Here is a 13,346-nt window from a genome sequence, read left to right on the forward strand (position 1 = left end):
GGCGCGAGCGGGGCGGTACCGTGAGCCTGTGACCTTCAACGACGACGCCCGTGTGGGCGGGAACCGCGCCCGTCGCCGCGGAGCCGGCGCCGCGATCGCCGGCGGCGGCGTCGTCGGCATCGGTGCGATCGTCGTGCTGCTTCTGAACGCCTTCGGTGTCGTCGACCTGACGGGCCTCCTCGGCGCGGGCGGCGGCGGCGCGGCGCCGGAGTCGTCACCGATCGCGGGGTGCGAGACCGGGCAGGACGCCAACGAGAGCGACGACTGCCGGCTCGCGGCGGGCTCCCTCGCGCTCGACCAGTACTGGGGCGACCAGGTCGAGGGCTACCGCGGGCCGCAGCTCATCATCGTCGACGGATCGACCCCCACCGCGTGCGGCACCGCGTCCAACGCCGCCGGCCCGTTCTACTGCCCGCCCGAGGAGACGGTGTACGTCGACCCGACGTTCTTCTCCCTGCTGCGCGAGCAGTTCGGCGCCTCGGGTGGCGATCTCGCCCAGCTCTACGTCCTCGCCCACGAGTACGGCCATCACGTGCAGAACATCGCCGGCATCATGCAGCAGCACCCGGCCGACGGCACCGGCGCCGACAGCAATGGCGTGCGCACCGAGCTTCAGGCCGACTGCTTCGCCGGCGCGTGGGTCCGGGGCATGACCGAGGCCCGCGACGAGAGCGGCACGCCGTACCTGAAGGCGCCGACCCCCGCGCAGATCGCGGACGCGCTGAACGCCGCCGCATCCGTCGGCGACGACCACATCCAGCAGGAGTCCGGTGGGGTCGTGAACCCCGACACGTGGACGCACGGCTCGAGCGAGCAGCGGCAGCGCTGGTTCGACGAGGGCTACGACGGGGGACCCGACGCGTGCGACACGTTCGCGGTGCCCGGAGAGCAGCTGTGAGCGCCATCGGCCGCCTCGACGACGTGCTGTACCCGCCCATCGAGCCGTACGACACCGGCGTGCTCTTCGCCGGCGATGGCCAGCGCATCCACTACGAGCAGAGCGGCAACCCCGACGGCAAGCCCGTCGTGTACCTCCACGGCGGCCCGGGAGGCGGCACGAGCCCGTGGCAGCGCCGCTTCTTCGACCCCGAGAAGTACCGCATCATCCTGTTCGATCAGCGCGGATGCGGGCGCTCGACGCCGCACGCGAGCGACGCCGCGGCCGACCTGCGCTTCAACACGACGTGGCACCTCGTCGCCGACATGGAGCTGCTGCGCAAGAACCTCGGCATCCGGCAGTGGCAGGTGTTCGGCGGATCGTGGGGGAGCACGCTCGCACTGGCGTACGCCGAGACCCACCGCGACGCCGTCTCGGAGCTCATCCTCCGCGGCATCTTCACCCTCCGTCGGCACGAGCTCGAGTGGTTCTACGAGGGCGGCGCGTCGGCGCTCTTCCCCGACCTGTGGGAGGAGTACCTCGCGCCCATCCCCGTGCTCGAGCGCTCGCGGCTCATCGAGGCGTACCACCGCCGCTTGAGCGACCCCGATCCTGCCGTGCATGGGCCTGCCGCGCTCGCGTGGACCCGCTGGGAGGCGGCCACCGTGACGCTCGAGCCCGACGAGAAGTTCATCGGCGAGATGACCGAGGCCGCCCACGCGCTCGCGTTCGCGCGCATCGAGAACCACTACTTCGTCCACGGCGGCTGGCTGCGCGAAGGGCAGCTGATCGAGGACGCCCCGCGGCTGGCCGGCATCCCGACCGTCATCGTGCAGGGCCGCTACGACGTCTGCACGCCCATGATGACCGCGTGGGACCTGCATCGCGCGCTTCCCGAGGCGGAGTTCGTGGTCGTGCCCGACGCGGGCCACTCCGCGACCGAGCCGGGCATCGCCCGCGCGCTGCGCGCCGCCGCCGACCGCTTCGCCTGATCGCTCCGTCGCTCGCTCGCGATCGTTCGCTCGTCGTATCCGGCGGCGTGAGGGCGGGAATCGGCGCGATATACGCCGAGCGAACTGAGCGCGGCGCTAGGCGCCGAGCGCGCGGGTGAGGGTTGCGACGAGCGTCGGGATGCGGCGGCCCGCGTAGTAGCGCGTCAGGCCCTCGCTCACCGCGGCGCCCGTGCGCGACGAGACGAACCAGGGCGGCTTCGGGAGGATCGAGAAGCGCTGCCGCCGTCCCAGCGAGCGGGGGAAGGGGCGGAACGGCCCGCGCAGCACCGAGCGCTCGACGTCGTCGAGGAGCAGCGCGTTGTGCACGACGCCGATGCCGCTGCCGACGCCGGCGAGGGTGCCCCCGGGATACGCGCCCCACGACAGCGTCGGGATCGTGAACGATACGCCCGTCCACGCGTTGATCGCGATGCCGCCGTAGTGCAGGTCGGCGATCGCGCGCTCGAAGCCGTCGCCGAGCGCCCGCTCGGTGTCGGGGTCGATCAGCACGTTGGCGCCGAGGGACCCGGTGAGCCGCTCGTTCGCATGGGCGACGGCCGCGTCGAGGAACGTCTGTCCCTCGCCGGCCAGCGCGACGACGCCGAGCACGGGGGCGAAGTACTCCGTCGACTCGACGGGCGCGGCGGTCGCGGCATCCGCCGGCACCGTCACGACCGCGCGGGTGCCGTCGCCGATCCACGTCGCCTCGGGCGTGGCCTCGCGCACCCGGGCGAGCGTCGCCTCGGCGCCGGGGTACCACACGGGTCGCGCCGGCGCGGCGGCGTACGCGCGGCGCAGCTCGGACAGGAACGCGCCGCGCTGCGGCCAGTCGGCGCTCACGATGACGACTTGGCCCGCGATGCAGTTGTGCCCGCCGTTCTGCAGGCGCATCGTCGCGATGTGCTCGGCCTGGAAGCGGAGGTCGGCGGCCGTCCACCGGCCCGGCACCACGATCACGGGGGCGACGCCGCCGAGCTCGGCGGTGATCGGCACGCGCAGCTGCGGCTCCGCCGGCCGGGGCTGCTCCGTGCCCCACACGATCGCGTCGAACGTGCGGGCAGAGCCGGTGATGTGCACGTGCGAGAACTCCGGTCGCGCGACCAGCTCCGCCCCGACGGCGCCGTCGCCCGTGACGATGCGGAGGAACCCCGGCTCGATGAGCGGCGCGAGCGCGCGCTCGAACACCGGAACGAGCGCATCTTGCGTCGGGTTGAGCTTCAGCACCGACACGCGGTTGGCCGACAGCAGCTCGTACAGCACGTCGAGCACCGGGATCGCGGTGATGTTGCCGGCGCCGAGCACCAGGCCGACGCCGCCGGACTCCGTCGGGCGGCGCTGGGCGAGCCCCGCCGCCGCGCGAGCGTGGGCGCGTCCGGTCCCGGGTCGCAGCCACACCTCGCCTGTGAAGCCCGACAGCACGATGCGGTCGAGCCCCGTCGCGGGAAACACGCGAGCGCGCACGCGCCCGCCGGGCGCATCGTCGAGCCGCACGCCGTCGAGGGGGCTGGCGTCGCCGGCGAGCGTGCGCAGCGTGCGGGCGTACGCCTCGAGCGCGACGAGCGTCGCGTACGGACCGGTCAGCCACTCCTCGCCGCGCAGCGGATGCTGCGGCCCGAGGCCCTTCGCGTCGGCGGCCGTGTCGGCCCACTCCTCGGCGGCTGCGGCGACCGTGTCGTGCAGCCGGTCGAGCAGCCGCGCGCGCTGATCGAGCGTGAGCGTGGACCACAGTCGCGAACCCCGATCGAGCATGCGCCCATCCTCTCCCGCGAGAACGCTCTTGCGCACGGTTTCGGGCCGCAAGACCGTGCGTGCGCGTGTTCTCGCGATCAGCGGAGGGCGTCCGCGACCGCGCGCAGGCCGGTGAGCGTCTCGCGGAAGCTCGTCGACAGGGGCGAGAGGCCGATCCGCAGGCCGTCGGGGAAGCGGAAGTCGGGCAGCACGTCCTCGCGCCACAGCCGCGTCGTGACCTCGCGCATCGCCGGATGCGACAGCGTCACGTGACCGCCGCGGCGCTCGGGCTCGCGCGGCGTCGCGAGGCTCACGCCGAGCGGGGCGAGGAGGACATCCGACACCCGCACGGCGAACGCCGTCAGCGCCTCGGACTTCGCGCGGATCGCGGCGATCCCGGCGCGCTCGATCATGTCGAGCATGTCGCCGAGCGCGAGCATCCCCACGATCGGCGGCGTGCCGGAGAGGAACCGGCGCATCCCGGCGGCGGGCCGGTAGTCCGCGCCCATCGCGAAGACGTCGTCGGCGCTCATCCAGCCCGGGATCGGCTGATGCAGCGCCTCGTGATGCCGTGTCGCGACGTAGGCGAACGCGGGCGAGCCGGGCCCGCCGCCCAGGTACTTGTACGTGCAGCCCACCGCGATGTCGACGCCCCACGCGTCGAGCTCGGTGGGCACGACACCCGCCGAGTGGCACAGGTCCCACACCACGAGCGCGCCCGCTGCGTGCGCACGGCGCGTCAGCTCCGCCGCATCCGCGAGGTGCCCGGAGCGGTAGGCCACGTGGCTGAGCACGACGACCGCGGTCTCGGACCCGATCGCCGCCGACAGCTCGTCGGGCTCGACGCCCCCGGCGGGGTCGGGCGTCAGCCAGCGGACCGCGCCGCTGCGCTCACCGGCGATCGCCTCGACGATGTACCGGTCGGTGGGGAAGTTGTCGCGGTCGACCACGATCTCCCGCCGCGCCGGGTCGGCGGCGCGCTGCGCGTCGAACGCCGCGCGCACGAGCTTGTACAGCAGCACCGTCGTGGAGTCGCCGACGACGGTCTGCCCGGCGGCGGCGCCGAGCACACTCGCGCCCAGGCGGTCGCCGAGCGTGAAGGGCAGCTGCATCCACGATTCGTCCCACCCGCGGATGAGCCGGCCGCCCCACGCGTCGCGGACGAAATCGGACAGCGTGCCGGCGGTCGCGGCCAGCGGCCGGCCGAGCGAGTTGCCGTCGAAGTAGACCAGCTCGGTCTCGGCGCCCGCGAACAGGTCGCGGAACGACGCGAGCGGATCGGCCGCGTCGGCGTCGTGCGCCTCGCGATCCAGTTCCTTCACGCCCTCATCCTTTCGCGAGAACGCCCGTCTTCACGTTCGAGCGACCGAAAACCGTGCATCTGCGCGTTCTCGCGAGCGGCGAGGGCGTCAGATGAGGGCGAGCTCGCGCAGCTTCGCCTCGACGTCGGCGTTCGACGGCTCGACGTGGTGGGAGGCGTCGGGGTACACCACGACCGGGATGTTGGTGCGGCCCGAGATCTCGCGGGCGACATCGGCGGCGGCGGGGTCGGCCTCGAGGTCGATGTACTCGTAGGTGACGCCGAGCCCGTCGAGCTGGGCCTTCGTGCGGCGGCAGTCGCGGCACCACTCGGCGCCGAACATCTTCACGGGAGAAGTCATGCTTCCAGGCTAAGCGAGCCCGAGCGACCGGGCTCCGTGACCGGGCTCAGGCCGCGAGCTCGTCGCTCGCCGCGACGGCGGGCGCGAGCGCCGCCGCCTCGGCGCGACGCTTCTTGGGGGCGTAGACCACGAGCGCGTGGAAGACGAACCGGACGACGAACGCTGCGATCAGCGTGACGGCCGCCGCGATGACGCTCGGGATGTGCGCGCGCTCGACCAGCACCGCGATCAGCGGGATGCGCACGATCGCCTCGATGCCGTTGAACGTGAACGACTTCACGAACCGGTGCCACATGCGGCCCGAGTCCGCGCGCATGTCGGCGAAGACGAGGTACTCCAGAGCGAGGAAGTTCGCGACGATCGTGATGACGCTCGCGACGACGGCCGCCCACACGTACGGCATGTGCACCGCGACGAGCGCCCACATGATCGCGAGGTTCGCGAGGGCGCCGAGACCGCCGACGATCGCGAATGCCGACATCCGGCCGAAGCGAAGCATCGTCAGCTGCGTCAGGAACCGCATGCCCTGCGTGAACGACGCCTTCGACTCGCCCGCGAAGCGCGGCGCGAAGGCGAACGGCACCTCCGACACCCGCAGCTGCCGGCGCGCGAGGATCTCGAGGAGGATCTTGAAGCCGCGCGGCTGCAGGCTCTCCAGGTCGACCGTGGAGCGACGCAGCAGGAAGAACCCGGTCATGGGGTCGCTGCATCCGTTGAGCTTGCGCGGGAACATCGCCTTCGTGAGCAGCGTCGATGCGCGCGACACGGTCGTGCGCACGGCGTTGGCCAGCCCGTCGGACGTGCCCCCGTCGATGTAGCGCGACGCGACGACCACGTCGGTGTCGCCGCGGGCGGCTCGCGCGAGGAGCTGCGGGATGACCTCCGGCGGATGCTGCAGGTCGCCGTCCATGACGAGGCACCAGTCGTGCGACGCGGAACGGATGCCCTCGACGACCGCACCGCCGAGGCCGCCGACGGGGCGCTCGCGGTGGATGAGGCGCACCGGCGCGGCGCTGTCGACGGCGGCGGCGCGGATGATGTCGGGGGTGTCGTCGGTGGAGTCGTCGACGAAGACGACCTCGTACACCGTGCTGTCGAGGGTGTCGGCGAGGCGGCGCAGGAGCTCTCGGACGTTCGGCCCCTCGTTGAAGGTGGGGACGATCAGGGAGAGTTCCATGAAGACTCGCGATTTCCTCGATTTACCAGGCCTGCGTCAGCCTAGTGTGGCCTCCCTGTCCGTCTCCCCTCCATCACTTATGTGCGGGATGGGAGTTCATGTATCGTTCATCGGCCCGTCCGGCGGCCGTCGCCGCGGGGTCGCCCCGTCAGCCGATCGCGCTGCGCAGCGCGTCGACGCCCATGCCGTAGTTGATGCGGATGCAGGGGAGGGCGAGCTTGTCCGTCCCGATGCGCACATAGCCCTGTTCGATCGTGCGGGCGAGCTCGAAGCCGGCCTGCGCCACGCCCTGCTTCGCGGTGTCGTTGTAATGCCCGAAGGGGTAGGCGATGACCTCTTTCGCGCCGCGGATCTGCGCGGAGGTCTCCAGGTCGGCTGCAATCTGATCGGCCGTCCAGTTGACCATGCGGCCCTTGCCGTTCGCGCCCGCTTCGTGCATGTCCTGCGTGTGCGAGCGCTGCAGCACGTACGGGTTGGGGGAGGGCTCCGTCCGCCACTTCGTGATCACGAACGACGTCGTCATGAGGCCCTTGCCGTGCACGATGGGCGCGGCCAGCTCGAGCCATGTCGAGTCGGCGTCGTCGTCGGTGATGATCACGGAGTGCTTCGGCAGGAACAGGGCGCCGTCGATGAACGCGCTCAGCTCGTCCCACGTGGGCAGGTAGAAGCCGTTGTCCTTGATGTAGGTCATGTGCGCGTCGAAGTCGCCGATGAACGCGTAGTTCAGCCGGAGCGAGTTGCTCTCGCCCTCGGGCTTCGTCGTGAACTGGTGGTACATGAGGATCGGGATGCCGGCGTCCTCGGCGGCGTTCTCGGCCGGCGTCTTCCACGCGGCGTGCAGCGTGACGCGCCGGTCGACGCACTCGGCTAGCCGCGCGCCGTTGACGCGCCCCGGGATCGCGTAGACCGCCGCATCCGCCGCGGTCGCGTACCACCCGGCGAAGACGCGGCCGTCGGCGCGCGGGATCGGCAGGCCCGTGTAGAGCACCCCCTGCGTCTGCAGCTGCGGAGGCAGCGCGATGCCCTCGCCCGTGAACGACACCGCGCACGCGTTCGGGTCGGCGGTGGTCGCGAGGAGCTGCTCCTCGGGGGTCAGCGGCGTCGGAGAAGGGGTCGAGGGGCTCGGGCTGGGGCTCGGGCCCGAATCGGCGGACGTGACGGCGGGGGTGCGTGCGCCCGTGAGCGCGAGCGTGACGACGGTCGCGCCCACGGCCGCGACCACGGCCGCCGCGGCGACCGTGAGCGCGAGAGCGCGTCGGCGTCGGGTGCGCGCGCGCGCGTGCGCGCGACGGTGCGCGGCCGGTGTCCTGCTCACGTGCTCCCCCTGCAAGCGGCGCCCCCGCACCGCTCCGGGAAGCATAGCGGCGGCGTCGATCGCGGCCCCGTCTCAATCCTGCGATGTTGGCGAATCTATCGATTTACAATAGATTCCTCTCGAAACAAAGGAGATCACTCGTGCGATCCGTCACCATCACCGCGCTGCGCGTGGTCATCGCCCTGTCGTTGGCCGGCGCGATCGCCGTGCAGGCGGTCCTCCTCCCGCTGCTGTGGAACGACCTGGCGGATGCGGGCGTCGCCGTCGCCCTGCGGGTCACGGTCATCGCGATGGCCGCCGTCGGCGTCCTGTCGCTGCAGGTCTTCGCGGTGTGCGTGTGGCGTCTCCTCGGTCTCGTGCGCCGCGGGGCGGTGTTCACGCCCCGCGCCTTCCGCGACGTCGACGCCATCATCGGGGCGATCTCGGTGGCAGCGGCGCTCGTGTTCGGGTTCGCCGTGCTTCTCGCGCCCGGCGATGCGGCCCCCGGCATCGTCGGCCTCATCTGCGGCCTGGCGCTCGTCCTGGCCGGCATCGCTCTCCTGGTCGTCGTGCTGCGGATGCTGCTGCGTCAGGCCATCGCGCGGGAGGACGAGGCGCGAACGCTGCGCGCCGAGCTGGGCGAGGTGATCTGATGCCGATCGTCGTCGACATCGACGTCATGCTCGCGCGCCGCAAGATGAGCGTCGGAGCGCTCGCCGACGCCGTCGGCATCACCCCGGCCAATCTCGCCGTGCTCAAGAACGGCCGGGCGAAGGCCGTCCGCTTCACGACGCTCGAGGCGCTCTGCTCCGTGCTCGAGTGCCAGCCCGGCGACCTGCTCCGCTGGGAGCCCGTGGTCGACGACAAGCGGGAGGTCAGCGCTCTCGCCGAGGCTTCAGCCAGTCGCTGAGCCGTGTCCCGCGCCGCGGCGCGGCCTGCTGCGGCGCCCCGACGGTGTGGGTCGACGGCACGATGCCGTTGCCGAACGCGGCTCCGATCGCGCTCGCCCACACCGCGGCGTTCTCACGACCGCGGTCGTCCTCGATGCCTGCCATGTCCCCTCCTCCGGTGCCGTGCCCCCAGGCATAGAGGATGCTGCGCGCCGGTCGCGCACGGGTTGACGCCGCTCGCGAATCGTGCAGCGCGGGGTATACCGGTGAGCCCGAGGGTGTGCAACCCCGTGTCTGCGACCACGCAGCGCTTCCTACCGTTCGGCGGTCGGTGAGCGCCGATGTCCTGGAAGCGAGCGAGGTCAGCATGCCCGACGATCCGTCCCCGACAGCCACGGGGGATCGAACCATGCCCGCTCGCCAGGCGGAGCTGTTCTCACGCACGCGCACGGCGGCGAAGGGGAACATCGTCGTGTCCTGGATCACCTCGACCGACCACAAGACGATCGGGTTCATGTACATCATCGCGGCGATGATCTTCTTCCTCTTCGGAGGGGTGCTGGCCCTGATCATCCGGGCCGAGCTCTTCCAGCCGGGCATGCAGATCGTGCCGACGAAGGAGCAGTACAACCAGCTCTTCACGATGCACGGCACGATCATGCTGCTCATGTTCGCGACGCCGTTGTTCGCCGGTTTCGCCAACGCGATCATGCCGCTGCAGATCGGCGCGCCCGACGTGGCGTTTCCGCGCTTGAACGCGCTGTCGTTCTGGCTGTTCCTGTTCGGCTCGACCATCGTCGTGGCGGGATATCTCCTCCCCCAGGGGCCGGCGGGCTTCGGCTGGACGGCCTATCAGCCGCTGTCCAATGCCACCTTCAGTCCGGGCGTGGGCGGCAGCTTCTGGTTCCTCGGCCTCGGCATGAGCGGTTTCGGCACGATCCTCGGCGCCGTCAACTTCATCACCACGATCCTCACGATGCGCGCGCCCGGCATGACGATGTGGCGCATGTCCATCTTCACGTGGAACACCCTGATCACGAGCATCCTGGTCCTGCTGGCGTTCCCGGTGCTCGCGGCGGCGCTCTTCGCGGCGGCCTCGGACCGCGTGCTCGGCTCGCACATCTACGACCCCGAGCACGGCGGCGTGCTGCTGTGGCAGCACCTGTTCTGGTTCTTCGGCCACCCCGAGGTGTACATCATCGCGCTGCCGTTCTTCGGCATCGTGTCGGAGGTCTTCCCGGTCTTCAGCCGCAAGCCGATCTTCGGCTACAAGACGCTCGTGTACGCCACGATCGCGATCGCCGCGCTGTCGGTAGCCGTGTGGGCGCACCACATGTTCGCGACGGGCGCCGTCCTGCTGCCCTTCTTCTCCCTCCTGACCGTGCTCATCGCCGTGCCGACGGGCGTGAAGATCTTCAACTGGATCGGCACGATGTGGCGCGGCTCGGTGACCTTCGAGCCGCCCGTGGTGTTCGCGCTCGGCTTCCTCATCACCTTCGTCTTCGGCGGGCTCACCGGGGTCATCCTCGCCTCGCCGCCTCTGGATTTCCAGGTTCATGACACGTACTTCGTGGTCGCGCATTTCCATTACGTCGTCTTCGGCACGGTCGTGTTCGCGATGTTCGCCGGGTTCTACTTCTGGTGGCCCAAGTGGACCGGGAGGATGCTGAGCAGCGGGCTGGCGCACACCCACTTCTGGATGCTCTTCATCGGGTTCCACGTGACCTTCCTCATCCAGCACTGGCTGGGCGTCGAGGGGATGCCTCGCCGATACGCCGACTATTCCGACATGGACGGATTCACGTGGCAGAACCAGGTCTCCACGGTGGGTGCGATGATCCTCGGCGCCTCGATGATCCCGTTCCTGCTGAACGTATGGATCACGGCTCGGCGCGGGCCGCGGATCACCGTGGACGACCCGTGGGGCTACGGCGCCTCCCTCGAGTGGGCGACGTCGTGCCCGCCGCCGCGGCACAACTTCACGTCCATCCCGCGCATCCGCAGTGAGCGGCCCGCGTTCGACCGGCACCACCCGGAGGCGGGCTTGCCCGTGGGCGTGGGGCCGGCGAAGGATGCGCCCGAGACCCCGATCGTCGACGCGTCGGACGGGAATAAGAAGTAGGAGCCGTCCGGCGCCGCTCCTCAGGGGAGGATGGCGTCGACGTAGCCGCCGTCCACGCGCACCGCGCCGCCGGTCGTCGCCGATGCGAGGGGCGACGCGAGGTACGCGACCATGTTCGCGATCTCCTCCGGCTGGATGAGGCGGCCCAGGAGCGACTGCGGCCGAGCCGTGCGCATGAACTCCCGCTGCGCCTCGTCCCACGGCAGGCTCTCGTCCACCATCTGGTAGACGAAGCGCTCGGCCCCCTCGGTGTGCGTCGGCCCGGCGATGACCGCGTTGACCGTGACGCCCGTGCCCGCCGCGGTCTTCGCGAAGCCGCGGGACACCGCCAGGAGCGCGGTCTTGGACATGCCGTAGTGGATCATCTCGGCCGGGATGACGACGGCAGAGTCGCTCGCGATGTTGAGCACGCGGCCCCATCCGCGCGCGGCCATGCCGGGAAGCACGAGACGCGTGAGGCGGGTCGCGGCGAGCACGTTGAGCTCGAAGAAGCGCCGCCATTCGTCGTCGTCGATCTCGAGGGCCGGGCGCGCGTCGAAGATCGCCGCGTTGTTGACGAGCACGTCGATCTCGCCGGCGCCGGCCACGAGCGCCTCGGCGCCCTCCGCGGTGCCGATGTCGGCCGCCACCGCGCGCACGGGGCGCCCCGTCTCCTCGCTCAGCGCGCGGGCCGCCGCATCCGTCTTCGCCGCGTCGCGGCCGTTGACGACGACGGCGGCGCCGGCTTCGACCAGGCGGCGCGCGATCGCCCGGCCGATGCCCTGCGTCGAGCCGGTGACCACGGCGGTGCGGCCGGCGAGGTCGATCGCGAGGCCGGAAGGGCGGGCGTCGGACATGGGATCTCCTTCGCTCACGAGAACAGACGCCGGAACACGTTCGTGTCGGCGAGGTCGAGCAGCTCGTCGCCGCGCCCGGACATGACCGTGCGCAGCGCGTACAGCGCGAAGCCCTTCGCCTGCTCGAGCGTGATCGACGGCGGGATGCTGAGCTCCTGGCGCGCGACGACGACATCCAGCAGCACGGGGCCGGGCGCCGCGAGGGCCCGCTCGATCGCCGGCTTCACGTCGGCTCCGCGCTCGACGCGGATGCCGGTGATGCCGACCGACTCGGCGACCGCCGCGAAGTCGGGGTTCACGAGGTCGGTGCCGAAGTTCACGATGCCGGCGGCCTTCATCTCCACCTCGACGAAGTTCAGCGACGAGTTGTTGTAGACCACGATCGTGACGGGCAGGTCGTTCTGCCGGATCGACAGCAGGTCGCCCATGAGCATCGCGAGGCCGCCGTCGCCGGCGAGCGCGATGACCTGTCGGTCGCGGTCGACGGCCTTGGCCCCGAGGGCGTGGGGGAGGGCGTTGGCCATCGAGCCGTGCGAGAACGATCCGATGAGCCGGCGCTCGCGCGTCATGTGCAGGTAGCGCGCCGCCCAGATCACGGGGGAGCCGACATCGGCGGTGAACACCGCGTCGTCGGCGGCGAGCTCGTCGAGCACACGCGTGAGGTACTCGGGGTGGATCGGCTCCTTCCCGTCGTCGTTCGCGAGCCCGTCGAGCTCTGTGCGGGTCTTGGCGTAGTGCTCGAGGCTCGAGCGCAGGTGGTCGTCGCCACGGTCGGCCCGCAGCAGCGGCAGCAGCGCCCGCGCCGTCTCGCCGACGTCGCCGACGAGGCCGACGTCGATCGGCGTGCGGCGGCCGAGCTGCTCGCCGCGCACGTCGACCTGCACGATCTTCGCCTTCTCGGGGTAGAACTGCCGATACGGGAAGTCGCTGCCGAGCACCAGCAGCGCGTCGCAGTGCTCCATCGCGCGGTACCCCGACGCGAACCCGAGGAGCCCGGTCATCCCGACGTCGAACGGGTTGTCGTACTCGATGTGCTCCTTGCCGCGGAAGGCGTGCACGATCGGCGCCCGCAGCCGCTCGGCGAGCGCCATGACGTCGGCGTGCGCGCCGGCGACGCCCGCGCCGGCGAGGATCGTCACCTTCTTCGCGCCGTCGAGCACGTCGGCCGCGCGGGCCAGCTCCGGCTCGGACGGCACGATGCGCGGGCGCGCGGCGCGGATGGGCGCGGACGGCCGGCGCTTCGGCGCATCCGCGAAGAACACGTCGCCCGGCACCACCACGACCGCGACGCCCTGACGCTCGACCGCGGTGCGCATCGCGATCTCCAGCACCCACGGCATCTGCGCGGGGTCGCCCACGAGCTCGGTGTACACGCTGCACTCGCGGAAGAGCTCCTGCGGATGCGTCTCCTGGAAGTAGTTCGAGCCGATCTCCGCCGACGGGATGTGCGACGCGATCGCGAGCACCGGCACGCGGGTGCGCTGCGCGTCGAACAGGCCGTTGACGAAGTGCAGGTTGCCCGGCCCGCAGCTGCCCGCCACGACCGCGAGCTCGCCGGTGATCTGCGCCTCGCCGGCCGCTGCGAACGCGGCCGCCTCCTCGTGGCGCGTGTGCATCCACCGGATGCCGCCGTGGCGCCGCAGCGCGTCGGTGAAGGCGTTGAGGGAATCGCCCGGGAGCCCCCACACGCGCTCCACCCCCGCGAGGGCGAGGGTCTCGACGATCTGGTCGGCGATGGTGTGCGACATGGCGTCCTTTCGTGGTCGGTG

General features: G+C 71.3%; 13 protein-coding genes. 5 read left to right on the plus strand and 8 right to left on the minus strand.

Going from position 1 to position 13,346, the window contains the following annotated elements:
- The first annotated feature begins 28 nt into the window (after positions 1–28).
- Both EI169_RS01290 and pip read left to right on the plus strand, forming a co-directional pair.
- The gene (locus tag EI169_RS01290; protein WP_125130272.1) at positions 29–898 is read left to right on the plus strand and encodes a neutral zinc metallopeptidase; all 870 of its coding nucleotides are present in this window, start codon (positions 29–31) and stop codon (positions 896–898) included.
- Positions 899–903: 5 nt separating this feature from the next.
- Positions 904–1,869, plus strand: a complete 966-nt coding sequence (pip, locus tag EI169_RS01295) for a prolyl aminopeptidase (protein WP_125133269.1) — start codon at positions 904–906, stop codon at positions 1,867–1,869.
- A gap of 96 nt (positions 1,870–1,965) precedes the next feature.
- On the opposite strand, the gene EI169_RS01300 is transcribed toward pip, so the two are convergent.
- The 5 genes from EI169_RS01300 to EI169_RS01320 all read right to left on the minus strand — a co-directional run bounded on the left by EI169_RS01300 (position 1,966) and on the right by EI169_RS01320 (position 7,750).
- A complete protein-coding gene (locus tag EI169_RS01300) occupies positions 1,966–3,618 on the minus strand; it encodes an aldehyde dehydrogenase family protein (protein ID WP_125130274.1) in 1,653 nt (550 codons plus the stop codon).
- Positions 3,619–3,695: 77 nt separating this feature from the next.
- Complete coding sequence (locus tag EI169_RS01305; RefSeq protein ID WP_125130276.1) at positions 3,696–4,919, minus strand: aminotransferase class V-fold PLP-dependent enzyme; 1,224 nt, start codon at positions 4,917–4,919, stop codon at positions 3,696–3,698.
- A gap of 87 nt (positions 4,920–5,006) precedes the next feature.
- Positions 5,007–5,258 carry a glutaredoxin domain-containing protein gene (locus EI169_RS01310; protein WP_125130278.1) on the minus strand — a complete coding sequence of 84 codons (252 nt, stop codon included), beginning with the start codon at positions 5,256–5,258 and terminating at the stop codon, positions 5,007–5,009.
- Between the two features lie 46 nt (positions 5,259–5,304).
- The gene (locus EI169_RS01315; RefSeq protein ID WP_125130280.1) at positions 5,305–6,435 is read right to left on the minus strand and encodes a glycosyltransferase family 2 protein; all 1,131 of its coding nucleotides are present in this window, start codon (positions 6,433–6,435) and stop codon (positions 5,305–5,307) included.
- A 148-nt stretch (positions 6,436–6,583) separates the two neighbouring features.
- A complete protein-coding gene (locus EI169_RS01320) occupies positions 6,584–7,750 on the minus strand; it encodes a polysaccharide deacetylase family protein (RefSeq protein ID WP_240640532.1) in 1,167 nt (388 codons plus the stop codon).
- Positions 7,751–7,890: 140 nt separating this feature from the next.
- Between EI169_RS01320 and EI169_RS01325 the strand changes: the two genes are divergently transcribed.
- Both EI169_RS01325 and EI169_RS01330 read left to right on the plus strand, forming a co-directional pair.
- Positions 7,891–8,382, plus strand: a complete 492-nt coding sequence (locus EI169_RS01325) for a DUF2975 domain-containing protein (RefSeq protein ID WP_125130283.1) — start codon at positions 7,891–7,893, stop codon at positions 8,380–8,382.
- Positions 8,382–8,639 (plus strand): helix-turn-helix transcriptional regulator, encoded by a 258-nt coding sequence (locus tag EI169_RS01330; RefSeq protein WP_125130285.1) that lies wholly within the window; start codon positions 8,382–8,384, stop codon positions 8,637–8,639. Before EI169_RS01325 ends, EI169_RS01330 begins: the two co-directional genes overlap by 1 nt.
- On the opposite strand, the gene EI169_RS01335 is transcribed toward EI169_RS01330, so the two are convergent.
- Positions 8,605–8,784, minus strand: a complete 180-nt coding sequence (locus EI169_RS01335) for a hypothetical protein (RefSeq protein ID WP_125130287.1) — start codon at positions 8,782–8,784, stop codon at positions 8,605–8,607. The two genes, EI169_RS01330 and EI169_RS01335, sit on opposite strands and share 35 nt — an antisense overlap.
- Positions 8,785–9,028: 244 nt before the next feature.
- Between EI169_RS01335 and ctaD the strand changes: the two genes are divergently transcribed.
- Positions 9,029–10,741, plus strand: a complete 1,713-nt coding sequence (ctaD, locus tag EI169_RS01340; protein WP_240640533.1) for a cytochrome c oxidase subunit I — start codon at positions 9,029–9,031, stop codon at positions 10,739–10,741.
- A gap of 20 nt (positions 10,742–10,761) precedes the next feature.
- Here ctaD and EI169_RS01345 read toward each other — a convergent pair whose 3' ends face one another.
- Both EI169_RS01345 and poxB read right to left on the minus strand, forming a co-directional pair.
- Positions 10,762–11,577, minus strand: a complete 816-nt coding sequence (locus EI169_RS01345; protein WP_125130289.1) for an SDR family oxidoreductase — start codon at positions 11,575–11,577, stop codon at positions 10,762–10,764.
- Positions 11,578–11,591: 14 nt separating this feature from the next.
- A complete protein-coding gene (gene poxB, locus EI169_RS01350) occupies positions 11,592–13,325 on the minus strand; it encodes a ubiquinone-dependent pyruvate dehydrogenase (protein WP_125130291.1) in 1,734 nt (577 codons plus the stop codon).
- Positions 13,326–13,346: the final 21 nt, after the last annotated feature.

Origin of the sequence: Microbacterium sp. 10M-3C3 (genome assembly GCF_003931875.1) — a bacterium.
Lineage (GTDB): Bacteria > Actinomycetota > Actinomycetes > Actinomycetales > Microbacteriaceae > Microbacterium.

Excerpts from the sequence above, each read along its gene's own strand:
- EI169_RS01300 (WP_125130274.1), bottom strand. The coding sequence starts at position 3,618 with ATGCTCGATCGGGGTTCGCGACTGTGGTCCACGCTCACGCTCGATCAG.
- EI169_RS01310 (WP_125130278.1), bottom strand. The coding sequence starts at position 5,258 with ATGACTTCTCCCGTGAAGATGTTCGGCGCCGAGTGGTGCCGCGACTGC.
- EI169_RS01315 (WP_125130280.1), bottom strand. The coding sequence starts at position 6,435 with ATGGAACTCTCCCTGATCGTCCCCACCTTCAACGAGGGGCCGAACGTC.
- EI169_RS01330 (WP_125130285.1), top strand. The coding sequence starts at position 8,382 with ATGCCGATCGTCGTCGACATCGACGTCATGCTCGCGCGCCGCAAGATG.
- EI169_RS01335 (WP_125130287.1), bottom strand. The coding sequence starts at position 8,784 with ATGGCAGGCATCGAGGACGACCGCGGTCGTGAGAACGCCGCGGTGTGG.
- ctaD (WP_240640533.1), top strand. The coding sequence starts at position 9,029 with ATGCCCGCTCGCCAGGCGGAGCTGTTCTCACGCACGCGCACGGCGGCG.
- EI169_RS01345 (WP_125130289.1), bottom strand. The coding sequence starts at position 11,577 with ATGTCCGACGCCCGCCCTTCCGGCCTCGCGATCGACCTCGCCGGCCGC.
- poxB (WP_125130291.1), bottom strand. The coding sequence starts at position 13,325 with ATGTCGCACACCATCGCCGACCAGATCGTCGAGACCCTCGCCCTCGCG.